23 protein-coding genes are annotated in these 25,573 nt (G+C 66.4%); 9 read left to right on the top strand and 14 right to left on the bottom strand.

The features are described from left to right. Window positions 1-111 precede the first annotated feature (111 nt). The 3 genes from CO675_RS25720 to CO675_RS25710 are packed head-to-tail and all read right to left on the bottom strand — an operon-like array spanning window position 112 to window position 4,458. Window positions 112-1,083 (bottom strand): HlyD family secretion protein, encoded by a 972-nt coding sequence (locus CO675_RS25720; protein WP_097674624.1) that lies wholly within the window; start codon window positions 1,081-1,083, stop codon window positions 112-114. After that, window positions 1,070-3,400, bottom strand: a complete 2,331-nt coding sequence (locus tag CO675_RS25715; protein ID WP_097674623.1) for an ABC transporter permease — start codon at window positions 3,398-3,400, stop codon at window positions 1,070-1,072. The genes CO675_RS25720 and CO675_RS25715 overlap by 14 nt, the downstream gene beginning before the upstream one ends. Then, window positions 3,397-4,458 (bottom strand): HlyD family secretion protein, encoded by a 1,062-nt coding sequence (locus tag CO675_RS25710; protein WP_097674622.1) that lies wholly within the window; start codon window positions 4,456-4,458, stop codon window positions 3,397-3,399. Before CO675_RS25710 ends, CO675_RS25715 begins: the two co-directional genes overlap by 4 nt. A gap of 473 nt (window positions 4,459-4,931) precedes the next feature. Here CO675_RS25710 and CO675_RS40115 point away from each other — a divergent pair, with 473 nt between their 5' ends. Then, on the top strand, window positions 4,932-5,234 hold the full coding sequence (locus tag CO675_RS40115; RefSeq protein WP_143279105.1) for a hypothetical protein: 303 nt from the start codon (window positions 4,932-4,934) through the stop codon (window positions 5,232-5,234). Window positions 5,235-5,348: 114 nt separating this feature from the next. Here CO675_RS40115 and CO675_RS25695 read toward each other — a convergent pair whose 3' ends face one another. From CO675_RS25695 to CO675_RS25685, 3 genes are all read right to left on the bottom strand, one after another. Further along, a complete protein-coding gene (locus CO675_RS25695) occupies window positions 5,349-6,563 on the bottom strand; it encodes an ABC transporter substrate-binding protein (protein ID WP_097674620.1) in 1,215 nt (404 codons plus the stop codon). Window positions 6,564-6,696: 133 nt separating this feature from the next. After that, window positions 6,697-8,265 carry a DUF4403 family protein gene (locus CO675_RS25690; RefSeq protein WP_198964740.1) on the bottom strand — a complete coding sequence of 523 codons (1,569 nt, stop codon included), beginning with the start codon at window positions 8,263-8,265 and terminating at the stop codon, window positions 6,697-6,699. A 196-nt stretch (window positions 8,266-8,461) separates the two neighbouring features. Then, window positions 8,462-9,151, bottom strand: a complete 690-nt coding sequence (locus CO675_RS25685) for a L,D-transpeptidase (RefSeq protein ID WP_097674618.1) — start codon at window positions 9,149-9,151, stop codon at window positions 8,462-8,464. A 249-nt stretch (window positions 9,152-9,400) separates the two neighbouring features. Between CO675_RS25685 and CO675_RS25680 the strand changes: the two genes are divergently transcribed. Further along, window positions 9,401-10,657, top strand: coding sequence for an acyltransferase family protein (locus CO675_RS25680; RefSeq protein ID WP_245452916.1), 1,257 nt, complete (start codon window positions 9,401-9,403; stop codon window positions 10,655-10,657). Here the strand turns inward: CO675_RS25680 and CO675_RS25675 are convergent. Together CO675_RS25675 and CO675_RS25670 are read right to left on the bottom strand one after the other, a co-directional pair. Next, a complete protein-coding gene (locus CO675_RS25675) occupies window positions 10,648-10,974 on the bottom strand; it encodes a TSUP family transporter (protein WP_198964739.1) in 327 nt (108 codons plus the stop codon). The two genes, CO675_RS25680 and CO675_RS25675, sit on opposite strands and share 10 nt — an antisense overlap. Before the next feature lie 41 nt (window positions 10,975-11,015). After that, on the bottom strand, window positions 11,016-12,401 hold the full coding sequence (locus CO675_RS25670; RefSeq protein WP_097674617.1) for a TAXI family TRAP transporter solute-binding subunit: 1,386 nt from the start codon (window positions 12,399-12,401) through the stop codon (window positions 11,016-11,018). A 138-nt stretch (window positions 12,402-12,539) separates the two neighbouring features. Between CO675_RS25670 and CO675_RS25665 the strand changes: the two genes are divergently transcribed. The 3 genes from CO675_RS25665 to CO675_RS25655 all read left to right on the top strand — a co-directional run bounded on the left by CO675_RS25665 (window position 12,540) and on the right by CO675_RS25655 (window position 15,181). After that, window positions 12,540-13,595: a glycosyltransferase family 4 protein gene (locus CO675_RS25665; RefSeq protein WP_097674616.1), complete on the top strand. Its 1,056-nt coding sequence runs from the start codon at window positions 12,540-12,542 to the stop codon at window positions 13,593-13,595. Between the two features lie 35 nt (window positions 13,596-13,630). After that, a complete protein-coding gene (locus CO675_RS25660; RefSeq protein ID WP_097674615.1) occupies window positions 13,631-14,320 on the top strand; it encodes a class I SAM-dependent methyltransferase in 690 nt (229 codons plus the stop codon). A gap of 243 nt (window positions 14,321-14,563) precedes the next feature. Next, complete coding sequence (locus CO675_RS25655) at window positions 14,564-15,181, top strand: hypothetical protein (RefSeq protein ID WP_097674614.1); 618 nt, start codon at window positions 14,564-14,566, stop codon at window positions 15,179-15,181. A gap of 294 nt (window positions 15,182-15,475) precedes the next feature. Here the strand turns inward: CO675_RS25655 and CO675_RS25650 are convergent, their stop codons facing one another. Then, window positions 15,476-17,140, bottom strand: a complete 1,665-nt coding sequence (locus CO675_RS25650; protein ID WP_097674613.1) for an aminotransferase class III-fold pyridoxal phosphate-dependent enzyme — start codon at window positions 17,138-17,140, stop codon at window positions 15,476-15,478. A 34-nt stretch (window positions 17,141-17,174) separates the two neighbouring features. Here CO675_RS25650 and asd point away from each other — a divergent pair, with 34 nt between their 5' ends. Next, window positions 17,175-18,044 carry an archaetidylserine decarboxylase gene (asd, locus tag CO675_RS25645; RefSeq protein ID WP_097674612.1) on the top strand — a complete coding sequence of 290 codons (870 nt, stop codon included), beginning with the start codon at window positions 17,175-17,177 and terminating at the stop codon, window positions 18,042-18,044. Window positions 18,045-18,178: 134 nt separating this feature from the next. Then, a complete protein-coding gene (locus CO675_RS25640) occupies window positions 18,179-18,922 on the top strand; it encodes an NUDIX hydrolase (protein WP_097674611.1) in 744 nt (247 codons plus the stop codon). A gap of 16 nt (window positions 18,923-18,938) precedes the next feature. Here CO675_RS25640 and CO675_RS25635 read toward each other — a convergent pair whose 3' ends face one another. From CO675_RS25635 to CO675_RS25615, 5 genes are all read right to left on the bottom strand, one after another. After that, on the bottom strand, window positions 18,939-20,555 hold the full coding sequence (locus tag CO675_RS25635; protein WP_502693406.1) for a FecR family protein: 1,617 nt from the start codon (window positions 20,553-20,555) through the stop codon (window positions 18,939-18,941). A gap of 71 nt (window positions 20,556-20,626) precedes the next feature. Further along, window positions 20,627-20,953 carry a hypothetical protein gene (locus CO675_RS25630; protein ID WP_244549566.1) on the bottom strand — a complete coding sequence of 109 codons (327 nt, stop codon included), beginning with the start codon at window positions 20,951-20,953 and terminating at the stop codon, window positions 20,627-20,629. A 155-nt stretch (window positions 20,954-21,108) separates the two neighbouring features. After that, entirely contained in the window at window positions 21,109-21,723 is a 615-nt protein-coding gene (locus CO675_RS25625; RefSeq protein ID WP_097674608.1) for an inner membrane-spanning protein YciB, read from the bottom strand. A gap of 108 nt (window positions 21,724-21,831) precedes the next feature. After that, window positions 21,832-23,010, bottom strand: coding sequence for an AraC family transcriptional regulator (locus CO675_RS25620; RefSeq protein ID WP_245452915.1), 1,179 nt, complete (start codon window positions 23,008-23,010; stop codon window positions 21,832-21,834). An 86-nt stretch (window positions 23,011-23,096) separates the two neighbouring features. Beyond that, complete coding sequence (locus CO675_RS25615) at window positions 23,097-23,837, bottom strand: DUF2147 domain-containing protein (protein WP_097674606.1); 741 nt, start codon at window positions 23,835-23,837, stop codon at window positions 23,097-23,099. A 181-nt stretch (window positions 23,838-24,018) separates the two neighbouring features. Here CO675_RS25615 and CO675_RS25610 point away from each other — a divergent pair, with 181 nt between their 5' ends. Further along, window positions 24,019-24,855, top strand: coding sequence for a DUF2147 domain-containing protein (locus tag CO675_RS25610; protein ID WP_097674605.1), 837 nt, complete (start codon window positions 24,019-24,021; stop codon window positions 24,853-24,855). 104 nt (window positions 24,856-24,959) lie between these two features. Continuing rightward, on the top strand, window positions 24,960-25,289 hold the full coding sequence (locus CO675_RS25605) for a hypothetical protein (protein WP_143279103.1): 330 nt from the start codon (window positions 24,960-24,962) through the stop codon (window positions 25,287-25,289). The last annotated feature ends 284 nt before the right edge of the window (window positions 25,290-25,573 follow it).

The raw sequence follows: 25,573 nt of genomic DNA, 5'->3' as shown, positions 1-25,573 counted from the left end.
TGACAGTCCGATGACTATTAGGGGAGGCAGGCAGACACAAGCTCCCGCGACGGGCCGGAAGGGCGACAGCATGCACCTCATTGCGGCTCGCGGTCGGGCGTTGTGGGTGCGTCAACGTTCGATCCGGACGCTCATGCCGGGTTCGAGACCTTCCGCGGCGCCCGCGGGATCGAGGCGCAGGCGCAGCGTGTTGCGGTCGTGATCGCCGATCACGCGCTCGGCCTGCCAGGTGGCGAACACCCCGAGCGGCCGCAATTCGGTGATGGCAGCTTTGGTGGCGGCGCCGGAACCGTTCGGTATCACGCTCACGGTCTTGCCCATCGCAAGGCCGCCCAGATGGTCCTCGCGCACATTGAACGACAGCCACTGCTTGCCGGCCGCCGCAATCATCAGGATCGGCTGGCCCGCACGAACGTTCTCGCCGACTTCCGCGGCGATCACGCTGACAACGCCGTCGACCGGCGCGCGCAGCACCATTTTGTCGAGACGGCGCTCGAGCACCGCGACGGCGGCCGCGGCCGCCTGCACCTGCGCATCGGCAATGGCGCGCTCCTCCTTGGTCGGCCCGGCCACACCCGCATCGTAATTGGCCCGGGCCGCGGCGACGCCGGCGCGCGCCGCGGCCACGTCGTTCTCGGCCTGGTCGAGCGCCTGCTGGGTTTCAAAACTCTGGCCCGCCAGCGTGGTGATCCGCTTGAGCTGGGTCTCCACATAGTCGAGGCGCGAATTGGCCTTGGAGATCGCAGCTTTCAGCGTATCGATCTGCTCGCGGCGGACGCCGGCATAGACGTTGTTGCGGCTCGCCACCGCGGCGGCGAGCGCGGCCCGCGCCTGGTCCGCCTGTGCGGTCAGCTCGACGGCGGAGAGTTTGGCGAGGACGTCGCCCGCGTGCACCTGCGCGCCTTTCTCGACCACGATCGACACCAGCTGGCCGTTCACTTCCGGCTCGATCCTGACCTCGGTCGAGCGGACCACGCCGACGATTGCAGGGGCCGGCGTCGCGCGGCCCTCGGCATAGACCAGCGCACCCGCGACGAGCACAAGCGGGATCGCGACAATGGCGATGCGCCTAGCGTTGGGCATCTTGCTGTCCTCTCTTGAACACCAGCGCGGAGATCACGGCGAGCACGAAATAGCCCAGGGCCAGGCACCACAGCCTGAGCCAGTCGTGCGAGACCTCCCAGATGCTGGCGCCGAGCTGGTTGATGCGCACGAGGCCGTCGATCGCCGAGTCGGCCGGGAATAGCCGGCCGAGCGCCGTGGCCGCATCGGGGATGGCTTCGCGCGGCCATGCGAAGCCGGCGGTGAAGAATTGCGGCAGGCTGGTCGCCAGCAGCAGGATGGTGGCGTTCTCCGGCCGCGTGAACCAGGCGCCGATCGCCTGTCCCAGGAAGCTGGTCGCCAGCAGGAAGACGGTCGCCAGCGCGAAGATCTGCGGCAAATGCCCGAGCGTCGAGAAACCATAGATCCGCGGCAGCACGATCAGATAGAGCGCGAGCGCCGGCAGGTAGATCGTGAGATGGGCAATGCCGCGCCCGAACACGCCGGCAACCGTGTTGCGGGAATTCGCCAGCGCCGTGCCGGTCAGCATCGCCGCGCCGATCAGCAGCGTCTGTTGCAGGATCAGGATGAACGCCGCCGGGACGATGTAGCTCGCATAGCCGCCGACCGGGTTGAAGATCGGTTGCAGCAGGACATTGGCCGGGCTGAGGCTCGCGAGCTTCGCCTTGACCAGGCTTCCGTCGGCGCGGGCGCCGCGCGACACCAGTTCCGATGTCAGCGTGCCGATCGCGGTGGCGACGGCGCCGGCGGTCGACCGGAAGATGAACAGATAGGTGGCGTCGGCGTAGACCGGGATGTGCGCGGTGAGGCCCTTGAGCACATCGCGTTCGGTGCCGGGCGGAATCTGCACCGCGGCGAATGCATAGCCGCGGTCGATCGCGGTGCTTGCCTCCGCAAGGGTGCGGGCACGCACCGTCACGCTCAATGTGCCGCTGGCGTCGAGCGTCTCGACGATCTGGCGCGAGAGATCGCTGAGATCATTGTCGACGACCGCTATCGGCAGCTTGCGCAGGATCTGGTTCAGATAGGGTTGCGGATAGTAGATGCCGTAGACCAGCGGAGCGAGGAACAGCAGGCTGAAGGCGCTGCGCGTTCCGAGCACGCGCCGCCACTCCGCCGTGAAGGCGCCGCCGACGCCGGGTGGCGTCCGCTCGCTGGCCGCCGGTTCGGGCGGCCGCGCCGCCGCAAACCAGCCCCTGCGCGTCAGGCTCGCCATGCGCAGCAAGGCCAGCGCGGCAAACAGCAGCGTGAGGCCCGCGAGCGCCGCGAAGGGGATGGCCGATTCCGATGCCGGCAATCCGCGCGCCGCCTGTCCCATCAGGACCGCCATGTACCAGCGCAGCGGCAGGATCGCGCTCCAGACCTGCGCGAACGTATTCATGCCGATGGTGGGAAAGCCGACGCCGGCATAGCCGAAGGCGGGGGAGGCGATCAGGCCGGCAAGGCCGAGCCCGGTCGCGAGATCGCCGACCAAAAGCTGCAGCAGGGCGCCGAGCGCCAGATAGGCGATGATCAGCAGCAGACCTGCGGCGATCATCAGCAGCACGTCGCCCTTGAAGGGAATCTGCAGCACGCCCTCGAGGATCAGCGGCTGGGCCAGCATGATCAGGATGAAGATCACGAACAGCGGCGCCAGCTTGCCGGCGAGTGCGGCGATCGGATCGCCGCCGGCGCTTTCGAGCCACTCGCGCGCGTTGCGGCGGCGGAATTCGGAGCCGACCGAATAGCCCGCCGCGAGCGTGATCACCACGTGGATGATCGTCGGCAGCAGCGCGCGCAGCAGGAATTGCGCGTAGTTCTTCTGCGGATTGACCAGCGCGATGGTCTCCGCGGATAGCGTTCCCATCGATGCCGGGGCGGGCGCGGCGCGGTTGGCCGGAGCTGCCGCGCTCGCGGCGGCGGACAACACATCGTTCAGGCCCGACGAGGCGATGCCGGCCGCGGTCAGGAATTGCTGGTTGTAGAAGCCGACGACCTGCGGACGGCGATCGGCCTTCAGGTCGCGTTCGAAATTCGGCGGGATGAAGATCGCCGAGATCGCCTTGCCGGACCGGATGTCCTGCACCGCGGTCGCCAGCGAACCGGAATCGTCGACGATCCGCAGGCTCGGCGACGCCGCGACCTGCTGCGTCAGCGCGCGCGAGGTATCCGACTTGTCGGTGTCGACGATGGCGACGCCGAGGCCCCGGATCACCGGTTGGCTGAACACGGTCGTGAGCACCACGAAGGCGAACAGCGGCACGCCGAAGATCAAGAGCAATGCGACGCGGTCGCGTACCAGCCACTGCCACTCGCGCTGTGCGACCCGCCAGAATCCGGGCTGCGATGCCAACTTCATTGGCGCGACCGCCAGTCGAGATAGGCGCTCATGCCGGGCCGCAACTCGGGCACCGGCTGCACCGGATAGGCGCGGATCGAGAATGTCCTAAGATCGAAATCGCCGGTGGCGCGGGTCGCCCGCCAGCTCGCATATTCACCCTTGGTGGCGATCAGCTTGACCTCGACCGTGACATGACGGTCGTCGAGCGCCGGAATGCGGACGTCGAACTTGTCACCGACCTTCAGGCCCTTCACCAGGTCCTCGCGCAGATCGAAATGGATCCACAGGTCGCCGAGATTGATCAGCGTCACCAGCGGCACGCCCGGCGAGACGAACTCGCCCGGCTCGACGTTGCGCTGATAGACTTGCGCTGCGACCGGCGCGTACACCGCGAGCTGATCGATGACAGATTGGACGCTCTGAATGTCGGCCTCGGCCTTCTCGACGTTGGCTTTCGCGATCGCGCGTTCTTCCTTGGTGTAGCCGTTGACCGCCTGCTCATAGGCCGACTTCGCCTGATCGAGCCCGCGCTCGGCTTCGTGCAGCGCATCGGTGGTCTGGTCGAGGCGGGCCTGCGGCGCGTTGCCTTGCTCGGTCAGTGTCTTGGCGCGGTCGAAGGTCTTCTGCGCCAGCACCTGCGCGGCCTGCGCGCGCTCCATCTCCGCCTTCCGCGCGGCGATGGTTTCCGCCCGCGTTCCAACCAGGACGTTGGCGAGTTGGGCGTCCGCGACGGCCTTGGCGGCGCGCATCTGATCCTGCTTTGCCAGCGTTTCCGGATTGTCGATCTTCACCAGGACGGCGCCCGCCGCCACGTTCTGGCCGCGCTCGACAGGGATGTCCTTGACCCGTCCATCGACGCGCGCGGCGATGTCGAGCCGCGTCGCATCGACCTCGCCCTGCACGAGCAGCGGCTCGGGCCGCAGCAGATAATAGACGGACAGCGCAATGATGATCGCGGCAATCACGCCGACGATGATGGCCGGCGTGCGCGTGGCTGCATGCGCATTGCCTTGCTGAGCTGCTTGTGGTGGCTCCGACGTGCTTCGGCTCTCGCTACCAGAAGGTGACACGTCCATAGCTGACCCCACATTGGCTCATGACCAGGATAGTCATTCACTATGGCGTGGATGTTAAATCCTGCCAACCTCGGCAGCCTGTCCGATCCGGCTCGAATTTGACCGGAGCAACCGTGTTCGGTGCCGCTGAAAACATTTCGCTTCAATGTTTCTCATCGGCGGCCGATTGCATGCAAGGTTCCAGCAGCGGGAATTGGCGTCGCGCATCGGACGTCTCGAAGCGCAAGGCCCGAGTGCCCGGCGCTGTCGAGATCGCCAGCGCCCCGGCCGACGCAACTTGGACGCCGACCGCGTGGCGCGAGCAGGCGCCATTGCAAGCCGCCAAGATCACCCGGATCACACGGACTTTTGAAGCCACGCGCCCGAATAAATCGCATCCGATTAAATCGGGATACTTGAAGCTCGGACGTGCCACGCCTTTATCAGGTGCGAACGAATTAATCGTATGCGATGTAAATCGCGGGAGCGTTACCATGACTACCAGGATTTCCCATCTCGCCAGGACGTTCAGTACCAGGAGGTTGAAAACCATCGCGCTGGTTGCAGCGCTGTCGGCCGTCACGGCGACGGCGGCCTTTGCCCAGGCCGCGATCTCCGAACCGGCCGCCTACCAGGCGCTGTATCCGTATCGCGACGTGCTCAACAACGGCGCGCCGACCCCCGCCGCCGCGCTGGTGTTGCTGCCGCCCGCGGTGCTGCAAGCGCTGCAGGCGCAGGAGAGCGGTATCGGCATCGTCCATGTGCCGCGCCGCAGTGCGCATCGTGCCCGGCGCTGAGGGCTCACGCAGCTACGCAAGCAAAAAGAGGATGCGAATCGATCGACCCGCATCCTCCAAATTCAACCTTCGATGGCCGCCGCACTCAGAGCGAATGCGTCGACGCTCGGCTGGCTAGTTCGACTTCACCAGCGGGCAGCCGCCCTTGTCGAGCGGACGGAAGGCTTCGTCGCCGGGCACGGTGGCGATCAGCTTGTAGAGATCCCACTCGCCCTTGGACTCCTCGGGCTTCTTGGTCTCGAACAGATACATGTCGTGCACCATGCGGCCGTCGATCCGGATGTGGCCGTTCTTGGCGAAGAAGTCGTTGACCGGCGTCTTGCGCATCTGCTCCATCACCTTCGGCGCCTCGTCGGTGCCGATGGCTTCGATCGCCTTCAGGTAATGCATGGTCGCCGAGTAGAGGCCGGCCTGGATCATGGTCGGCATGTGGCCGACCTTCTCGTTGAAGCGCTTCGAGAAGGCACGGGTCTCGTCGTTCATGTCCCAGTAGAACGCGTCGGTGACGATCAGGCCTTGCGTCGCCTTCAGGCCCAGCGCGTGGGTGTCGGTGATCTCCATCAGCAGAGCGATCATCTTTTGCCCGCCCTGGGCGAGGCCGAACTCGGCGGCCTGCTTCAGCGCTGTGGTGGTGTCGCCGCCGGCATTCGCGAGCGCCACGACCTTGGCCTTGGAGGCCTGCGCCTGCAGCAGGAAGGACGAGAAGTCCGGCGAGTTCAGCGGAGCTCGTACCTCGCCGAGCACCTTGCCGCCGCTCTCCTTGACGACGTTGGCGGCGTCACGTTGCAGCGCCATGCCGAAGGCGTAGTCGGCGGTGACGAAGAACCAGGTGTCCTCGCCGCGCTTGACCATCGCCTTGCCGGCGACGTTCGACAGCGCGTAGGTATCGTAGGTCCAGTGCACGGTGTTGGGCGAGCAGGCGGTCCCGGTGATGTCGGAGGAGCCGCCGCCGGAATTGATGTTGATCTTGTTCTTCTCGCGCGTCAGCGCCGAGATCGGCAGCGCGACCGAGGAGGTCGGCACGTCGAGGATCGCATCGACCTTCTCGTTGTCGTACCAGTTGCGCGCGATGTTGACGCCGACGTCGGGCTTGTTCTGATGATCGGCCACCACGACCTGGATCGGCTTGCCCTTGACCTTGCCGCCGTAATCGGCGACCGCCATCTCGACCGCGGCGACCGAGCCCTTGCCGGTGGCGTCCGCATAGAGGCTCGACATGTCGGTGAGCACGCCGAGCTTGACGACGTCGTCGGATATCTGGGCGTGAGCCGCCGTGCCGGAGGCCGCAAGCGCGAGGCCGGCCGCCGCTGCGGCCAAGAGCGATTTCATCGTGTTTCTCTCCCTGATTTTTCGTTCGAGGTTGCTTCCACGGGGCACCTTCTATCCGGTGCGGCAACCTGTCGCAAAGACGACTTTTTGGGCATGCGCAGGGCGCGGCGGATGGAACGCCGGGATCTGCGCCCTACAGCGCCGGTAGCGCGGTGACGGCGGCCTTGATGGTGCCGTCGGTTTCCACGATCACCCGGAGCGTCTTCGAATCGAACGCGATGCCGGCAAGGCGGATGCTGTTGACGTCGGCGTCGACGCGGATGCCTTCCTCGTTCTTCTGCAGGTCGGCGATGGCGGCGGTGATCTTGCGCTGCGCGTTGGTCGCGAATGGCTTCAGATCGACCACCAGGCGGTCGGCGAGCGCCTGCTGGAGATGCGGGATCGCCGCGCGCGCGGCGGCGCCGAGCAGGCCGAACGCGGCCTCGGACTCCACCGCCAGCTCGACGTCGGCCAGCCGCAGCGTCTGCGCCGCCTGATCGAGCCGCGGCCGGCCCCAGATGTGCACGGTCGCCTCGGCGCCGAGGCCGAAGAAGCTCTTCTTCTCCTTGGCATGCACCAGAAGCGAGATCAAAAGCCGGTCGCCGGAGGCGGCGATGCTCGCGCTCTTGACCGTCACGTCGACCGGGCCGGAGCCGTCCTCGGGGAAGGTCTTGCCCTTCAACTGCGCCTCGACCAGCTGCGTTAGCGTGGTGAAGGACATGTCGACCGGCAGGCCGACCGAGACCTGGCTCGGCATCGGCGGCACGATCGAGAGCTTGTCGGGGAACGGGCAGTTCGGCGTGGTCTGCGTCTCCGTGATCCGTGTCTCGGCCTCGATCCCCATGGTCAGGATCAGCGAGGAGGCATCGACCTTCGGCTGCGCGGCGATCGCACGCGTCGGCCGCAGCTCGAGCCACATCGGCGGCATCGATGCGGTGCCGCCGGTGCCCTGCAGCGGGATCGAGCGGCAGGCCTTGGCCCATTGCGTGCGGGCGGCGTTCTGGAACACCGGATTGTTCTGCAACCGCGCCTCGACCACGGAAATCTGGTCGGCGACCGCCTTGTCGATCACAGGCTTGACCTGGGCCGGCACGCTGATGCGGACGCCGGCGGCCGACAGGCTGGTGTCGCCGAGATTGACCTGCGCCTGCAGGTTCGGCTCGATCCGCCAGGACGCGCCGAGCTTCGGCCGCGCGGTCAGCGTGACGCTGCCCTTGATGTCCGCATTGGCGTTGATGTTCTTGATGTTCACGGCGCCGATCTGCTTGGCGACGTTGCCGCCGAGCAGGCTGCCGAGCGCGTTGCTGACCGCGCCGGTCGCCTGTGCCGACAGCGCGCCGGTGACCTTGAGCGTGCCGCTGATCGGCGTCGTCAGCGTCAGCACGTCCTGCGCGCCGGTGGCCGCGATCGGCCCGCGCGAGGCGGTCCAGCCGATGTCGGCATTTTGCAGGATTTGCTGGACCGGGTTGTCGGCCTTGCCGCCGAAGGTCTTCGGCGCGCCGCGTTCGGCGGCATCGCGGATCGCCGACAGCGCGACCGAGACCTGCGCCACGACCGTCGACGAGCGCGGCGCCGGCGGCAGCGGCGGCAGCTGCACCAGCGGCGGCGTCTGCACCGTGACGCTCGGCGCGAGCCAGTCCATGGCCTTGAGGCTGATCGCGAACGAGACCAGCACCACCGTGAGCCCGAGCGCGATTGTTCTTGGATGCATCGGTAGACGCATCATTCCCCCGGATGAAATCAACTTGACGGGTTGTACAGGCCCGCCGACGAGGGCGCCAGTGTGGCGGGATCAAGCTGCTTCGGGGGCGGAAGCTCTGATCACCTGGACGTTAACGATCCGGACGTTAACGATTATGAACGCGACAACGGCCCCGGCGTGATGCCGGAGCCGATGTCGATGTCTGAATGTGTCGGGGTTAGCGGACGGCCGAGCCGAGATCGGCTCTGCGGTCGGTCATCGGCAGCACGATCACCTTGGTGCCGACGTTGACCCGCGAATAGAGGTCGGTGACGTCTTCATTGGTGAGACGCAAGCAGCCGGAGGAGACGTGGGTGCCGATCGTCTCCGGCGCGTTGGTGCCGTGGATGCGGTACACGGTGCCGCCGAGATACATGGCGCGGGCGCCGAGCGGGTTGCCGGGGCCGCCGGCCATGTGGCGCGGCAGATAGGGCTGACGGGCGATCATCTCCGGCGGCGGGGTCCAATCCGGCCACTCCGCCTTCTTGGTGATGGTCTGGGTGCCCGACCAGGTGAAGCCGTCGCGGCCGACGCCGATGCCATAGCGCATGGCCTGGCCGTTCCCCAGCACGAGGTAGAGATAGGTGTGCGGGGTATCGATGATGACGGTGCCGGGCGCCTCGCGGGTCGGATAGGCGACGACCTGGCGGCGCAGGCGGGCGGGCAATTCAACGGAACGGTCTTCCTCCTGCGCCTGCGGCATCGACTGCACCGGCGGCTGCACCGCCTCGGTCGGCGGCGTCAGGATGAAGGGGAAAATCGGCAGCGGCGCGGCCGCGGCGGAATTCGAGAAAGCGACGGCGCCGATCGCCAGCGCACCGAAGGCGGCGGCAGCGAGACGTGCGTTCAGCTTGATGGAATTGAACATTGTCGACCCCTGTTGTTTGCGCCCTGCGCGCCGGTTCCGGCGCGTCGTTGGCTCAAACCAGTACAGGTGAGGCGTTTCAGGACGTTTGCACGAAATCGCCAAAATGGTTTCGTGCCGTTAGGGATTTGTTTCGTCGGTGTTTCGTCGCACGGTTAAGGGCGCGTTGCCGGGGGGCTGTCCCATCCCAAGACATCGTTGCTGGCACGGCGCTTGCTGTCCGAAGGCGTGGTTTGGAATGGAGTGGAAATCATGCCAGCGCCTTCGATCGGGAGCATGCTGGATCAGCAGAAGGGCTTTGGTCCCGGATTCGATTTTCTCCGCGTTGCGCTCGCGATCGCGGTCGTCGCGGGGCATACGCCCTATGTTGCAACCGGGCGCGGCGACTCCGATTTGACGGGGATATTCTGGTTTCCGCAGTTTGCCATCCTCGTGATGTTCTTCGCATTGAGCGGCTTCCTGATCGCCGCAAGCGGGCTGCGGCTCAGCGTTAAGGAATTCCTGATCAACCGCGGATTGCGGATCATTCCGGCGCTGGCGGTCGAGATCGTGCTGTCGGCGCTGATCCTCGGGCCGATCTTCACGACGCTGCCGCTCTGGGACTACTTCGCCAACGCCGGCACCTGGAAATATTTCACGAACGTCGTCGGCCTCGTGAACTATACCCTGCCGGGCGTGTTCAGCGGCAATCCGGCGCCGGAGGTCAACAGTTCGCTGTGGACCGTGCCGTTCGAATATGGCTGCTACGCGGTGATGGCGGTCATCATGGCCTTGGGGCTGCTGCGCAAGCCGGCCCTGATCGTGACCGGTGTCGTCGTGCTGGTCGGTATCGGCTTTGCCGTGCAGTTCACGGGGCATGCCGCAACGCCGCCCCAGCTGCCTGCCGGCGTCGCGGGCACGCTGTATGACAAGATCTTCAGCACGGCGCTGTTTCTCGGACGCGGTGCGAAGTTGCCGGTCGCCTGTCTGCTTGCAATCGCGGTCTATCTTTACCGTGACCGCATCCCCTATGACGGCCGCATTCTCGCCGCCTGCTGTGCGCTCTGCCTCGGCGCCGTACTGCTTGGGCCGGCGGCCTGGATGACCCAGCCTCTCCTCAATGCCGTCATTGCTCCGGCGCTGGTCTATATCACCGTGTTCCTCGGTCTCTCGAAGCTGCCGCGGCTGCCGCTGTTTTCAAGGGGCGACTATTCCTACGGGATCTATCTGTACGGTTTTCCGATGCAGCAGGTGGTGAAGGTCTGGCTGCCGAACGCGTCGCTGATTGTCCAGTTCGCCGTCGCGCTGGTGCTGATCACGGCGTTCGCGGCGTTCTCCTGGCACTGGATCGAGAAGCCGGTCCTGAAGCTGCGCCGCCATTTCTCGTTCGTGGCGCGCAAGCGGCTCGAGCCGGACGATATGGCCCGGACGCTCGAGGGGATCGGGCCACTCGCCGTCAGCGTGAGCGGCAGCCGGAGCGCGCGATCTTCCCTGACGGGCAGCGACAACGTCGCCCCCGCTCAGAGCTGAACGTATCCGGCCAGTCCGTCCCACAGCAGCCTGGCCGCGGTGACGACGAGAATGGCATAGCAGAGGCGGTAGAGCGCGCGCCGGTCGAGGCGTTCGTGCAGCCGCCAGCCGGCCCGGACGCCGACCGGCACGGCCGGCACGCAAAGCGCCATCAGCAGCCACAGGCTGCGCGACGGCGTGGCGAGCTCCAGCCATGGGCCGGCCTTCAGCAAATTGCCGACCGTGAAGAACAGGCTGGCGGTGCCGGCGTAGCGCGCCTTCGGCATGCCGAGCGGCAGAGTGTCGCGCAGCTTGGGGGCGTACGCGTGCAGCCGCAATCCAAACGTTGCTCTCGGTGCAATCGGTGGGCCCGAGCGGGCTAGCTTGCGCGCATCCGCGGCAGGCCCGGCCGGTCGCCGCTGATCACGGCGCGGCGGTCGGAGACCGCATGATGGAATTGCTCGAGGGTCAGTCCGATCACGGTGAGATCGCCTTCCTCGATCGCACCGTCGTCGTAGCAATCGAGCGCCTCGCGCAGCAGCGCGTCCGCATCAGCCTGCATTTTCGCGAGCTCCTCCGGCGTCTCGGCGCCGCGCACCCGCGCGATCAGCGTCAGCAGACCGTCGCGATGGGTGATATAGCGCTCGCGCTCGTCGCGCTTCACGTAATGGCGCAGCCAGGCGCCCGCCGTGCCGAGGCCGGAGACCAGCAGGATGCCGCCCCAGATGTAGTCGGAGTATTTTTCGAGGAAGGTGCGCTCGGTGCCGTCGATATAGGCGGCCGCGCCTTGATGCGCCGGCAGTGCCGCATCCTTGTCGGTGTCCGGCTTCTCGATCTTGGCGGCAGCCGGCAGATCGCGCGCGACCTGAAGCCGCTGCGTGAACAATTGGCGGTCGAGCGTGCCGACGGTCGCTTCGTGCAGCGTGTGTTGTGCGATGATGAGGTGATTGACTCCGACGGTCTCGACCTTGTCCTCGGGCCGCGCGGGCGACGAAGAGAAGATGCTGCCGGCGATCTCTTCAGATTCATACAGCGGATGTTTCTGCGCGATCGCTTCCGAGACATCGACCGGGAGGAATTTCGGTTCGCCGCGCGCGGCCGCCGTCGCCGCGATCGCTTCCGCCGTCACCTTGCTGTCGAGCGGCCCGACGGTCATGTAGGCGTCGAGCGAGGGATCGCGCGCCAGATCGGCGACCTTGTTGACGGCGAACTGGCTGATCGTGACCTTGTCGGGGTTGATGCCGGACTCGGTCAGGATCACGCGCAACAGCGTGACGTTGGCCTGGGTGCTGCCGACGACACCGACCTTGTGGCCGGCGAGATCGTCGATGCTCTTGATCTTCGCGGACCGCGGCTTGCCCTTGCCGCCTGACGGTGCCCACAGCACAACGACATTCTTGCGCAGGATCGCAACCGCCTCGGCGCTCGCCGGCAGGCTGAGATCGCCGCGTACGACCGCGAGGTCGACCTTGTTCGCGGTGAACAGTGCGATGCTTTCGGCAGCGCCCTGCGTCGTGACCGGTTTCAGCCGCACCGAGTGGCCGTCACGCGCAAAGGCCTGCGCGAAGCCCTGGATGAGCTTGACGTCGTCACTGCCGGTCGGGCCGACGGCGATCTTCAGCGTCACCGGACGCAGCCCGTAGAACAGCAGGCCTGCGGCGACGGCGAACACGAAGATGCCGGCCGCGAGGATCAGGAGCGAGGAGTTTCGCCGTTTGAGCCTGCGACGCGTCGTGCCGGGATGTTCACTCTGCTGCTCTGACATCTGGCTGTCATGTTACACGAAAAACCGGCAGTTCGCCGTGAAAAACAACCTAACATTTCGATGACGTCATACGTTTGAAACATCCATGTCAGAACGTCGTGCGAGCAGAATCAAGATTAACGATTTGGGTCTCCTGCGATGCGCATACTCGTTGCGACCGATGCCTGGCATCCGCAAGTCAACGGCGTGGTCCGGACGCTGACGTCGCTTGCGCGTAGCGCAGCGGCCCTCGGCGCCGAGATCGAATTCCTCACGCCCGACGGCTTCCGCTCGGTCGGCGTGCCGACCTATCCGGGTCTGCGCATGGCGCTGCCGAACCGCCGCGAGATCGCGCGCCGGATCGAGGAGGCCGCGCCCGAGGCGATCCACATCGCGACCGAAGGGCCGATCGGCTGGGCGGTGCGCGGCTATTGCCAGCGCAACAAGCTCGCCTTCACCACCTCCTATACAACGCGCTTCCCGGAATATGTTTCGGTGCGCACCGGAATTCCCGACAGCGTCGGCTATGCCGTGCTGCGCCACTTCCACGCGTCCGGATCGATGACGATGGTTGCGACCGACTCGCTGCGCACAGAGCTTGCCGAGCGCGGTTTCCGCAAGCTCGGCTTCTGGACCCGCGGCGTCGACACCAAAATCTTCAATCCGGACCAGCCGGCGCTGCTCGATCTGCCGCGGCCGATCTTCATGACCATGGGCCGCGTCGCGGTGGAGAAGAATCTCGACGCCTTCCTGTCGCTGGATCTGCCGGGCTCCAAGGTCGTGGTCGGCGACGGCCCGCAACGGGCGGCGCTGCAACAGAAATATCCCGACGCGATTTTCCTCGGCGAGAAGAAGGGCCAGGATCTGACCTCGCACCTCGCCGCCGCCGACGTGTTCGTGTTCCCGAGCCTGACCGACACCTTCGGTGTCGTGCAGCTCGAGGCGCTGGCCTGCGGCACGCCGGTCGCGGCGTTCCCGGTCACCGGCCCGAAGGACGTCATCGCGGATCATCCGATCGGTGCGATCGACAACGATCTGCGCAGCGCCTGCCTGCGCGCGCTGAACATGTCGCGCGCCGACTGCCGCAATTTTGCGTTGGAGCGTTCCTGGGAAAACAGTGCGCGTCAGTTCATCGGCAATCTGGCCACGTTGCAGCCGAGCCGCGCGCCGCGGCCCGCCCGCCGCGTCGCCGGCCGCAGTGCGGTTCCGAATTAACGGTTCAAACGAACGAAAGACGAGAGACCTAATCTATGGCTGAAATCATCAAGCTGGGCGCCGACCGTTCCATGGACTTCGACCGCGAGACGGTCGAGCAGGCCTATGACCGCTGGGCCCCGATCTACGACCTCGTGTTCGGCGGCGTGTTCAGCAAGGGCCGGCAGGCTGCGATCCAGGCCACCAACAAGATCGGCGGCCGCGTGCTCGAGGTCGGCGTCGGCACCGGCATCTCGCTGCCGCTCTATAGCCAGAACGTGCGCATCTTCGGCACCGACATCTCCGAGGCGATGCTGGAGAAGGCCAAGAAGCGGGTTGCCGAGCAGGGCCTGAAGAATGTCGAGGGCCTCGCGGTGATGGACGCCGAGAAGCTCGAATTCCCCGACAGTTCGTTCGACGTGGTGATGGCGCAGTACGTGCTGTCGGCGGTGCCGAACCCGGAAGCCGCGATGGACGAGTTCGCCCGCGTGCTCAAGCCCGGCGGCGAGATGATCATCCTGACTCGCGTCAGCGCCGATGCCGGCGTCCGCCGCTTCATCGAGCAGACATTGCAGCCGGTGGTGCGCCCGCTCGGGTTCCGCACCGCCGAATTCGCCTGGTCGCGCTACACCAAGTGGCTGGCCGGCGCGCGCGGCATGGAGCTCGCGGAGCGCCGCCTGATCCCGCCCCTCGGCCACTTCTCGCTGGTCCGCTTCCGCAAGGCGGACGTCGCCAAAGCCGCCTGAGGCGGCTTGGCCAAGGCGGCTCAGCCCGCCGGTCTTCCCGGGTGAGGTGGCGCACAGCGCCTCCCAAGCCAGGAGGCTACGATCTCCTCCGCCTCATCTCCGCAAACCTCGCCGGGATGAGGCAGAACTCTTCTCCGGTTGCGTCAAGGCGTCGCTCCGCATTGTCATATGTCATTATGATGATGTCACACGCGATACATCGAATCCCTGTAAATCCTGTCCCGAAAGATGTTGGGGGAACCAATGATCAAGAATTTTCTGCAAGAGCTGCGTACCCAGCGCTGGGATGACCATCGCTTCTACCATCACAGCCGGATCAACCAGAGCCTGCACTTCGTCAGCGCGCTGAGCTTTCTGTTCGCCTATGTGATGCTGTTCTTCGATCCGGTGGTGTCGGCACTGGTCGGCTGGCTGGTCTCGATGACTTCGCGCCAGGCCGGTCACTTCTTCTTCGAGCCGAAGGGGTATGACCACGTCAACCAGGCGACCCACGAGCACAAGGAAGACATCAAGGTCGGCTATAACCTGCAGCGCAAGGTCGTGCTGATGGCGATCTGGGCGCTGTCGCCGATGGTGCTGTACTTCGATCCGACCCTGTTCGGCCTGTTCAAGCCCTGGGTCACGATGGGCGACTTTACCCGCCAGGTCGCCAAGATCTGGCTCGTGGTCGGCATCGGGGGCCTCTTGTTCCGCACCATCCACCTGTTCTTCATCCGCGACGTCGAGACCGGCCTCGTCTGGATGACCAAGATCGTCACCGACCCCTTCCACGACCTGAAGCTCTATCACAAGGCGCCGCTGTTCCTGATGAAGGGCGAACTGATCGATCCGGGTCTCGAGAAGCACGTCAGGCACGCCTGATCGTTGCTCCAACATCTCTCCGATATGCGTCATGCCCGGGCTTGTCCCGGGCATCTACGTCTTAGGGCTATCGTGAACAGACTCGGCCGAACTGCTCGTCACAACGGGACTGCGCTCCCTGTCCCGCTTGCGGGGGAGGGTTGGGGTGGGGGTGTCGCCGCTTGCGACACTCATTGTGAGGAGAGAGCCCCCACCCGGATCGCATCTATCGATGCGATCCGGCCTCCCCCGCAAGCGGGGGAGGCGAAGGAAGGGCAAGAGCGGGGCGAGGGAGCGGAGGGACAGTGCGTCGCTTCAGCGCCCGAACCTCACGGCGACCATCTCTTTCAGGATCTGCCGCTTGATGTTCTTGTTGGTGAGGCCTTCCTTGTGCCACCACCAGGCGTCGCGCTTCATCTTCTCGGCTGCCGCGACGAAACGATCGCTGACCTCGGCGAAGTCGGCGTCGGTGTAATTCAGGGTGAAGATCAGGCGGCCGGTGCCGACCCAGCTCAGCGCCAGTCCCTCGGCCCGCAGATAGTATTGCAGCATCCAGTTGTAGCGGGACGGCTCGGTGTAAGAGACGGTCCAGATCGACGAGATGTTGCCGACGCGAACCGGCAGCGCCGCGGCCGTGAGCCGGTCGTTGAGCGCCTTGGCGCGGCCGTTCCAGGTCTCCTCCAGCCCGTTGTAGATCGAGCGGAAGTTGGGGCTGGTGAGCCGGCTCAAAAACTCGTCCATCGCCGTCATCACATAGGGATGCGAGTTGAAGGTGCCGCGGGCGAAGCAGATATCGGCCGGCCGGTCGTCGCGGAAACGCCGCATCAGGTCCTTGCGGCCGCACACCACGCCGACCGGAAGCCCGCCGGCGAGGCTCTTGCCGTAGGTCGCCATGTCGGCCTTGACGCCGAAATATTCCTGGGCGCCACCGGCGGCGAGGCGGAAGCCGACGAACACCTCGTCGAAGATCAAGACGATGCCGCGCTCGGTGCAGACCTCGCGCAGCTGCTTCAGCCATTCGGTGTAGGCGGCGCGGTCGTAGCGGGAGGAGCGCGACGAATCGACCAGCGCGGAATCGCCGGGCGCGTTGCCGTTCGGATGCAGCGCCTGCAGCGGATTGACCAGCACGCAGGCGATGTCCTTGCGGGTGCGCAGCACGTGCAGGGTCTTCTCCGACATGTCGGCGAGCGTGTAGGTCTCGTGCGGCGACACCGGATTGCCGACGCCGGGCTGCACCTCGCCCCACCAGCCGTGATAGGCGCCGGCGAACCGCACCAGATGCGTCCGCTTGGTGTGGTAGCGCGCGAGCCGCACCGCCTGCATCACGGCCTCGGTGCCGGACATGTGGAACGAGACCTCGTCGAGGCCGGAGATCTCGCAGAGCCGTTTGACGTTGTCGGCAATGATCGGGTGGTAGGGCCCGAGCACCGGGCCGAGCGCGTGCGCCCGCTTCTCACCCTCGGCGATGCACTCCTTGTAGAAGTCGTTGCCGAAGATGTTGACGCCGTAGGAGCCGGTCAGGTCGTAGGACACATTGCCGTCGAGGTCGGTGACGGTGACGCCGCTGGACGCCTCGACGAAGGCCGAGGTGCCGAGATGCTCGCGCACCAGGCGGCTGTACTGGAACGGCACGCGGTAGGTTTCGGTGAACTGCAGGTCGGAGATCCGCTCCGTCACCTCGGCGGTCAGCGCACGGCCCTTGGGGTAGCGATCCGCGTAAAGGCCGGCGAGGCGGAAGAAGCCGTCCTGGCGTTGCATCGCGACGTCCTTCGGTGCTCCGTCGGAGCGGAAGAACTCGTCGATGTCGAATTCGTAGTGCGGCACCATGCGCGCCACCATCTTGGACATCTTGGAGTGTCCGGTCAGCGAGCGGTGCTTGGCTCGCGACAGCGCGAGGCGGGCCTGAATTTTGGGGAAAGCTGCGGCGGCGCCGGCAAGCGCGGCGGCGGACAGCGAGAGAATCGGAAGGGATGTTTCCATGACAGAAGCGCTAGCCTCGGCACCTAACAAATTCATGACAGTCAAGGGCCTGATCTCGGCATTCACCCAGCAGGAAGACCTCAATTTCCTGCTAACAAACCGGATTCCGCGGGCGGCGATCACCCGCTTCATGGGCTGGTTCTCCAAGGTCGAGAACCCCCTGGTCCGCGATGCATCGATCGCCTGCTGGAAGCTGTTCTCCGACCTCGATCTGTCCGAGGCGAAGAAGACCGAGTTCAAGAGTTTGCACGATTGCTTTACCCGCGAGCTCAAGCCCGGCCTGCGCCCGGCGGCGGCCGATCCCGCCATTATCGCGAGCCCGTCGGATGCGATCATCGGCGCGCATGGGCGGATCGAGGATGGGCAGCTGTTCCAGGTCAAGGGCGCGCCGTATTCGCTGCTCGATCTTCTCGGCGATCCCGCGCTGGTGGAGCAGCACAGCAACGGCCGCTTCATCACGCTGCGGCTGACCTCGAGCATGTATCACCGCTTTCACGCACCCTATGATCTTGCGATCGACAAGGTGACGTTCATTCACGGCGACGTCTGGAACGTCAATCCGATCGCGCTGAAGCGGGTCGAGCGGCTGTTCTGCAAGAACGAGCGCGCGGTGCTGCGCGCGAAGCTTCCGACCGGCGAGGCGCTGACGCTGGTTCCGGTCGCCGCGATCCTCGTCGCCAGCCTTCGCCTGCATTTCCTCGACATCACGCTGAACGCGCAGTCGCGCGGCCCGGTGGATTTCTCCTGTGACGCGCATGTCAAGAAGGGCGACGAGCTCGGCTGGTTCGAGCACGGCTCGACCATCATCGTGCTCGCACCCGGCCATTTCGAGTTCTGCGACAATGTCGCGGAGGGAACTCGGATCAAATGCGGCGAACCGCTGTTGCGGAAGCCCGCTTACTGAACTCGCCTTCTCGTTCGCGCCATTCTTTGAGCATGGTCTGCCCGGAAAACCGGTTTCCACTTTTCCCGATCATGCCTTAGAATGGCTGCGATCGTCGTGCGACGATCCTAAATCGCAAACCTTTGGGACACGAGATGGCGCGGACGCCTGTTCTGGCGGCGGGAGGCATTGTGCTGCGGCGGGAGGCTCCGCCGCGCTTCGCCATCGTGCGCCTGCGCAAGCGCAATGAGTGGGTGTTGCCGAAGGGCAAGCTCGACGATGGCGAGACGCCGCGCGACGCTGCCGAACGCGAGGTGCTGGAGGAAACCGGCCACGATGTCGAGGTGCACGAATTCCTCGGCACGCTGGTCTATGATTCAGGCGGGCGTTCGAAGGTGGTGCACTACTGGCGCATGGATGCCGGTGGCAAGCCGGTGCGCGCGTTGATGAGCGACATCAGGGAAGTGGACTGGCTGCCGCTCGATGAAGCGCTCGACCGCCTGTCGCGCGGCTATGAGCGCGTATTCTTGGAAAATGTCGGACCGATCGCGTTGCAGGCCGCGGCGAACGCCGAGCGCGAGCGGCGCACGCGGTTGCGGGTTGCGGCCGCGGAGCGACGGCGCGCGCAGCCTGCCGAGCAAGAGCCGGCCGCTGGCGCGCCCGTGATCGCTGGCGCGCGGGCGGCAGATCCAGCACCGGTTCGGCCGGCCGTGACGCCGGAGTATGCCGCAGCGGATGCCGGCGAAGTGGCCGGGCGTGAGCACGTCGTTGAAGTGACTGCACCCGAAGCGCCGCCGTCATCCGCGCGCGAGATCGCACCCATTGCTGCGGTCGTGCAGCCGACCCCGCGCAAGAACCTGATCGAGCGCGTGCGCGACTGGCTGCGCCGCGCGGCCTGACGCCGCGCGCTTCCAATCAGTTGTGACGCTTGTCCTTGGGCTGCGGCCTCGCGGCGCGCGGCGGCGGTGCGCGCCGTTGCTGGAAGGCGGGGCGTGCCTGCACTGCGGGCCGTTGCATGCCGGGGCGAACGCCAGGCGCTGCTTGCTGAATGCCGGGCCGCACCTGGCCGGGTGCCGGCGGCGCAGGCTGCGCCGTGCCCTGTCTCGGCACGCTTGGTTGACCCGGCTGTCCCGGCTGGCGGACGCCGCCCGGCACTGGCGTGCGTCCGGGCTGCAGGCCGCCTTGACGTGCAGGCGATTGTTGTCCGCCGGGTGGCGTCGCGCCGCCTTGGCGCGCGGGTTCCTGGCGGGCGGGCCGTTGTCCCGCAGGCCGCTGTCCGGTTGGCGTCTGGACGCCGGGCGCGTGCGGCAGCGTCGTGCCGCCGGGCTGGCCGGGCAGCGCGTGCTGTGCGCCGCCTTGCTGTTGCGTGCCCGGCTGCTGCTGCGAGCCCTGCCGGCCAGGTGTGCCGGGTTGCGTGCCGGGTTGCTGCGGCTGGCCCGGACGGTTTTGCTGACCCGGCTGCTGCGGCGCATTGCGATTCTGGCCCGGCAGCCCGTTCTGGCGCTGCGGGTTCGGCTGCACCGGCTGGCCACGGTTCGGATAGGGCGCGGCCGGATTGGCCCTGCGGAAGTCGGGATTGGCTCGGCGGAAGTCGCGCTGCTCGGTCACCACCTGACGGCCCAGCGTCTGCGCGGAATGCACCGCGCGCACGAAGCCCTGGTCGCGCGTCATCTGTTGCGGCGAAATCGTCAGTGGCACCGCGGCAAAGCGGGCGCCGCCGAGGCCTGGACGAATCGCAAAACCGCTGGCGCCGCGCGTCAGCACGCCGAGCGATGCGCCACCGCGGTCGTTGACCTCGATGCGGCCGACATGTCCGTCGGCGTCGGGATAGAGCTTGATGCCGACATTGTTGCTGGTCGCGGTCGCGCCTTCGGGCACCTCGACAAGCCCGGTGGTGCCGCGGATGCCGAGCGTTGCGGTCGGCGTCGAGATCTTCATGTCGCCGGTCTTGGCGACGGCGGCGGCGACGAACGCCGCCGTTCCCTTGGCGACGTTGAACAGCGCGCTGTTCTGCTGGCCGCCGTCCTCGTAGACATAATTGTCGATCGTGATCCTGGCGTTGGCCCGCAGGTTGAAGGTGGTGCCGTCGTTGAAGGTGATGCCGAGCGAGGAGGTCGCGGATGTGGCGACGTCGTCATTGGCGAAGATGTCGTCGCGGATCTGCAGCGGCGTCGTGGTGTTGTTGCGGGTGACGGTGGCGGTGCCGGTCAGGGTCGCGACGTTGCCGATCGGCTCGGGCGCCGTGGCCTGCGGCGCGGCAGCCGGGGCGGGCGTGGCAGGCGCTGGCGTTGACGGTGTCGCGCTCGGCGCGGGAGCGGCCGAGGGCGCCGGTGCAGGCTGCGCTTGTGCAAGCTGCATCAGCTCCGGCGCGGCATTGGCCGTTGTATGCCAACCCATCGTGACGCCGGCACCAAACAGAAGCGCATAAAGGAAGGCGCGGCGCATCACCATCGATTCCCGGGAGGCATTGGGGATCGGCAATTGAGCCGCGTCAGGCTGAATGCCGAATGAACGGTCCTGCCTTGTTGTCATGGCGGATCCAAACGATCAAGCACCGCACTCCCGGAAGGGAGCGCGGTGCCTGGTCGTTGTTGGGGTTTTGCTTAGCCGCGCTTGTGAGGAGTGATGTTGAGTGGCTTCGCCGGCTTGGCCGCGGGAGCGTAGCTTGCAGGCTGCGCGGCGGTTGCGGGCGGCACGTAGTGGAACACCGCCTTGCAGCCGTCGCTGAGCAGCGCGCGCTGCCGGACCATGCAGGCGGTGACGCGATCGACGTCGGGGATTTCCGAGCTGCACAGCCGCATCGCATCGCCGGTGCACATCTGCTGCTGCTCGTCGGTGTAGGCATAGGACGCCGAGGTCAGCAGGCCGAGCGTGAACGCGGTTGCCGCCAGCAGTTTGCCGTGACGCAGCGTGGAAGCGGTGAAAGCCATGATGTCCCCCTTGTGGTGAGCGCGCCGTTGCAGCGCGTCGTCGAGGCCATCACTAGGCAGGCTTGGTTTCGGCAATTCTTCGTGCGCACGGCAAAATGGTTTCGTCGCGCGCCGGTTTGTTTCGTTAACCACACGCCGACGGGCAACGTCAGCGCCTATGGCGTCGCCGTCGCCGGAGCCCCCTCGAGCGCGAGCACGGCCTCGCGCTGGGCCTCGGGCATGGCGCGGATGCGACGTCTGGCGGTGAGGCGGATCGCGGCAAAGCCGCCGAGGAACACGACGATCTTGCTCACGATGCCGAAGATCGGCATCACCATAGCCCAGGTCGTGATCTCGCAGGTCAGCGCGACGAAGGCATTCACGGCGGCGGAGGTGAACATCAGGGCTGCCCAGGCATAGCCGACCATGACGGCGACATCGGGCACGACGGTCTGTGCGATCTCGGGCAGATAGCGGTTGAGCCAGCCGGGCTTCAGCATCACGACGCCGACGATGGCGTAGATCACGCTCGGCTTGAACAGCACGAAGCGCGGGTCGTTCGTGAGCAATGTCGCGGTGCCGGCGGTGACGACCAGGAACAGGCTCAGCCATTCCATGGTGTCGATCCGCTTACCGCGCACCATCTGGATGCCGATCTGCGTGACGCCGAAGGCGATGCCGATACCGACCGAGAGCGCGGTGTTGTGCGTCAGCAGGAACAGAACAAGAAAGACAAGGGTCGACGCCAGGTCGAGGGCCAGCAACCTTGCCGCGGTGAGAAAATGCTTCATCGGCCGTCGAACTCCGCTTGCCATGGCGCGATCCGCGCCGGTGTCGGCACAGCTAGGCAGATCGTGGGGCCGCAAGCCTATCGATTTCTGAAATCGAGGAGCGAATTCTCACCCCGGCCGAGCGTTTTCCGCGGCGTCCGTGGTTTGCGCGGCCGTCGCCCGGCGCCGAAACTCGGTCGGCGTCAGTCCGGTGTCCGCCTTGAAGGCGCGGTTGAACGGCGCCAGCGACTGGAACCCGGCGTCGAGTGCAATCGTCAGCACCGGCACCTCGGCCTGGCCGGCATCGGCGAGCGCCGCCTTGGCTTCGTCGAGCCGGTATCGGTTGAGGAAGGCGTTGAAGTTGCGGTGGCCGAGCCCGTCATTGATCAGCGTCCGCAGCCGGTATTCCGGCATGCCGAGCTTGACCGCCAAGACGCCGATGGTCAGTCCCTCCTGCCGGTAGGTCCGCTCGGTCGCCATCAGATGCTTGAGGTGACTGAGCGCGGCCTGGCTGGAGGGCGCCGGAGCGGCATTGGCGAGCGAACGCGCGGCGACCGGTGCGGCCTGGCCCCTTCCGCCGGTGCCGGCAACCGCCGGCTGGCCCTCGGGCGGATCGAACAGCATCATCCAGATGCCGATCAGCGCGAATGCGCCAAGGGCGAGGGCGGCACTGAGGCTGATGGAACGGGTCGGAATCGCGGCCAGACCGGCCGCCGCGGCGAACATCATCTGAAGGCCGATGCCGATCAGCAGCGCGATCAGGATCCGGCCGCGCGCCGTCGTCGCGGCGGTGCGCCATCCCTTGGGAATTTGCGCGATCCCGAGCCCGGCGAAGCCGATCGTCGCCAACGCCAGGGCGCGGCCGCACGGCCCGGCGAGTTCGGGCCAGATGGTCCAGCAATTGTGGCTCACGACGCCAAGGCCGGCGACCAGTGTCCACACCGCCGCGTGCCAGGGCCGCAAGGCAAACCGCTCGTCGAACATCGCGCGCGCCCACAGCCAGAGAATCACCGGTGAGCCCATCGCAAAGGCAATGAATGGAGAACTCCAGCCGAATGACGATGCGGGAAAGAACGGTGCGGTCGTGATCGCGTAGGCCGCGCCGGCCACGCCCATCGCGGCACCGAGATGCGCGGCGCGATGCACCGCCGCGTAACGCAGCAGCAGCACCGCGCAAACCACCAGGAACAGCGCGACCACCGCGCCGCGGAGACCGAGTTCAAGAGCCGTCATCGCCATCGCAAACCGCCCGCAGGTTCGATTCAACCTCGACACGGCGACGCTTATAGCGCGTCCAGCCATCGACATGAAGCGACCGCCGGACCAGTAAAAGATGATGTCCGCTCGCCGTTGGTGCGGCTGCGGACATCAGAGCGATCCGGAAACTTGACGTGCTAGCTGACCCGCTTCCAGGTCTGGCCGCCGCAGAACATGCCGCCGAAGGCGCAGCCCTGCACGCGCATCGCATTCGGGCCCTTCATCGCGATCGTCGAGTCATAGTTGCGGCCAGAGTCGGGATCGTGGATGCGGCCGCTCCACTTGCTGCCGTCGGGCTTCATGTTGATCAGGATGCGTTCGTTACTCTTCACCGAATAGCCGCACAGATTGTCGCCGCAGGCTTCGACGCGGACGTTGCCCTTGTTCTCCTCGGTGGCCCAGACGCCGATCGGTCCGGTCGGCGCCGGAGCCGGTGCGGCGGCAATCGGAGCGGCTTGCGGCGGCGCTGGCTGTGCGGCGACCGGGGCAGGCGCAGCGGGTGCGGCATCGGCCGGCGCGGGGGCAGCCGTTGCAACCGTTGCCGGCGGCGGAGGCGGCGGCGGGACAGCGGCCGCGACCGGCGCGGCCGGCTGCGGCGCGGCGGCCTGAACCGGTGCGGATGCAGGCGCTGGCGGCGACGAGGTCGTCGGGGCGACATAGTCATCATCGTCGGACTTCGAGCCGAGATTCTTGCTGATGCCGCCGATCGTGCCGCTATAGCCCGGCGCGGAGATGCGGATGCAGGACAGCGCGCTGCAATTGCGTGGCGCCTCGACATGGATGCGCTGGCCGTCGATCTCGAAGGTGATGCCGGTGCCGCCGGCATGCGCTGACGTGGTGGCCATCAGCAGCGCAGCGATCGCAACGAGCTTCTTCATCTTGAGTCTCCATGGCGTTGAGCAGGGGGTAGCGATTGGTCCGGACGCTACGCTCGGCCGGCGCGCGCTTCCGTGATGTGCATCACGTTGCCCCTTGAGCCGGATGGCTCGCCACGGTGACGGAGATCACTGCGCCGCGAGCACAACACCTCTAGCGTCATCGGATGTTTTGGAGGTTTCGATGAAGCGCTTCTGCCTGCTCGTCGCGCTGATGCTGTTCACGCCCTTCGCCCATGCCGGTGAAGGCATCTCGTTCTCGATCGGCGGCCACCGCGTCCATCTCGATTCGACGCGGTGCCGCTCGTTGTCCTGCGTCTCGGTGTCGGGCGGCGCCAGGCGCGATGACGAAGCTGACAACGGCCGTGCGATCAAGCCGGTGCCTGCGTCCGCGGCGACGGCAGCGGCCTCTGCCACGCCGGCCGCTAGCGCGCTGCCCGCGCCTGTGCCGGCAGCACCTCCCGCGCCGCCGCCGAACATCGTGTACAAGCCCGCGCCAGTCGCGCCGGCTGCCGCGCCGCCACCGTCAGCACCGTCGCCGCCGCGCGTGATGACGCCGCAGCCGCCGGTCGTCGCAGCTCCGCCGCCACCGCCGGCTGCGCTACCCGCAGCGCCCGCGCGTCCGGCACCGCCGGTGCTGCAGGTCTCGCACCAGGCCGATGAGGCGGACGACGGTCCGATCGGCGACTGGCAGACCGAAGCCAACGATCTGGTGCGCATCCGTCTCTGCGGCGCAGCGCTGTGCGGCTATGCGCTCGACAGGACCACGCGCGATCTCGGTGAAACGGTGCTGATCAACATGAAGCCGAAGCAGGACGCGCGCTGGGATGGCGGCGTCACCGGCCAGGACAACGGCACCATCCGTTACGGCACGATCGAGTTGAAGGGGGCCGACAGACTGCGGGTATTGTCCTGCGCGCTCGGTCGCGTCTACTGCACCGGTGCCGACTGGGTCCGAGTCTCGCGCGCGCGGCACCGCGTGATCACGCAGGGGCAACTCCGGGGCGAGCCGCGCTCCTGAACGCGCAGCTGTCCAATTTGTAACCGGACGCCGTCGAACCGTTTGCCACCTCGCGCGCGACCGATGGAGGTCAATTGCTGTCTTCGCAAGCGATGGAGGCAAACATGAAACGCCTGAGCCTGGTCGCGCTGCTGCTCGCCGGCAGCGTCGCCGCCGCCCATGCCGATAACGACATCTACACCAACATGTCGAAACAGAAGCGCGGCAACGACGCGCTGCATGCCGACGCTGCGGTCTGCGCGCCTTTGTCGCTGGAGGTGCGAGCGAGCGAGCCTCGAAGGATCGACGGCCCGACTGTGGCCATGCATCCTTCGAGACGCCGCTTCGCGGCTCCTCAGGATGACGGGGTGAGAGAAAAGCAAAGCGCCCGGTGGGGGCGGCCGCCGGGCGCTGAACTCATGCCTGTCGAATGCTTCAGAACACGCCGAGAATGATGGCGCCGACGAAGGCGAACGCGATGTACGCGGCCACAATGCTCAGCTTGCTCAGCAGAGGACTCGCGAAATCCATTGGGAAGCTCCCTCGGTTCACAACGCTGCCCGCATTAACGCAAAAGCTAGCAAGTGGTTCCTGGCCGAAAAAGTCAGCCTTGCTGCCAAGCCCTCTGTTCCCGTCTGATGCCGCATTGCGATGCGTGGCTCAAACAGACGGCGAATCAAGGCGTTGAAGCGCCCGCAAATAAATTCCGCGGCGTTGCGGGTTACGGACCGGCTGCCCG

Origin of the sequence: Bradyrhizobium sp. C9 (assembly GCF_002532045.1) — a bacterium.
Taxonomy (GTDB): domain Bacteria; phylum Pseudomonadota; class Alphaproteobacteria; order Rhizobiales; family Xanthobacteraceae; genus Bradyrhizobium.
Note: the sequence above shows the minus strand (reverse complement) of the source record. Positions and strands in the feature narration are given on the sequence as shown.

Coding starts and splice junctions, on each gene's coding strand:
- CO675_RS25720 (WP_097674624.1), bottom strand. CDS start 1,083: ATGCCCAACGCTAGGCGCATCGCCATTGTCGCGATCCCGCTTGTGCTC.
- CO675_RS25715 (WP_097674623.1), bottom strand. CDS start 3,400: ATGAAGTTGGCATCGCAGCCCGGATTCTGGCGGGTCGCACAGCGCGAG.
- CO675_RS25710 (WP_097674622.1), bottom strand. CDS start 4,458: ATGGACGTGTCACCTTCTGGTAGCGAGAGCCGAAGCACGTCGGAGCCA.
- CO675_RS40115 (WP_143279105.1), top strand. CDS start 4,932: ATGACTACCAGGATTTCCCATCTCGCCAGGACGTTCAGTACCAGGAGG.
- CO675_RS25695 (WP_097674620.1), bottom strand. CDS start 6,563: ATGAAATCGCTCTTGGCCGCAGCGGCGGCCGGCCTCGCGCTTGCGGCC.
- CO675_RS25690 (WP_198964740.1), bottom strand. CDS start 8,265: ATGCGTCTACCGATGCATCCAAGAACAATCGCGCTCGGGCTCACGGTG.
- CO675_RS25685 (WP_097674618.1), bottom strand. CDS start 9,151: ATGTTCAATTCCATCAAGCTGAACGCACGTCTCGCTGCCGCCGCCTTC.
- CO675_RS25680 (WP_245452916.1), top strand. CDS start 9,401: ATGCCAGCGCCTTCGATCGGGAGCATGCTGGATCAGCAGAAGGGCTTT.
- CO675_RS25670 (WP_097674617.1), bottom strand. CDS start 12,401: ATGTCAGAGCAGCAGAGTGAACATCCCGGCACGACGCGTCGCAGGCTC.
- CO675_RS25665 (WP_097674616.1), top strand. CDS start 12,540: ATGCGCATACTCGTTGCGACCGATGCCTGGCATCCGCAAGTCAACGGC.
- CO675_RS25660 (WP_097674615.1), top strand. CDS start 13,631: ATGGCTGAAATCATCAAGCTGGGCGCCGACCGTTCCATGGACTTCGAC.
- CO675_RS25655 (WP_097674614.1), top strand. CDS start 14,564: ATGATCAAGAATTTTCTGCAAGAGCTGCGTACCCAGCGCTGGGATGAC.
- CO675_RS25650 (WP_097674613.1), bottom strand. CDS start 17,140: ATGGAAACATCCCTTCCGATTCTCTCGCTGTCCGCCGCCGCGCTTGCC.
- asd (WP_097674612.1), top strand. CDS start 17,175: ATGACAGTCAAGGGCCTGATCTCGGCATTCACCCAGCAGGAAGACCTC.
- CO675_RS25640 (WP_097674611.1), top strand. CDS start 18,179: ATGGCGCGGACGCCTGTTCTGGCGGCGGGAGGCATTGTGCTGCGGCGG.
- CO675_RS25635 (WP_502693406.1), bottom strand. CDS start 20,555: ATGACAACAAGGCAGGACCGTTCATTCGGCATTCAGCCTGACGCGGCT.
- CO675_RS25630 (WP_244549566.1), bottom strand. CDS start 20,953: ATGGCTTTCACCGCTTCCACGCTGCGTCACGGCAAACTGCTGGCGGCA.
- CO675_RS25625 (WP_097674608.1), bottom strand. CDS start 21,723: ATGAAGCATTTTCTCACCGCGGCAAGGTTGCTGGCCCTCGACCTGGCG.
- CO675_RS25620 (WP_245452915.1), bottom strand. CDS start 23,010: ATGTCGATGGCTGGACGCGCTATAAGCGTCGCCGTGTCGAGGTTGAAT.
- CO675_RS25615 (WP_097674606.1), bottom strand. CDS start 23,837: ATGAAGAAGCTCGTTGCGATCGCTGCGCTGCTGATGGCCACCACGTCA.
- CO675_RS25610 (WP_097674605.1), top strand. CDS start 24,019: ATGAAGCGCTTCTGCCTGCTCGTCGCGCTGATGCTGTTCACGCCCTTC.
- CO675_RS25605 (WP_143279103.1), top strand. CDS start 24,960: ATGAAACGCCTGAGCCTGGTCGCGCTGCTGCTCGCCGGCAGCGTCGCC.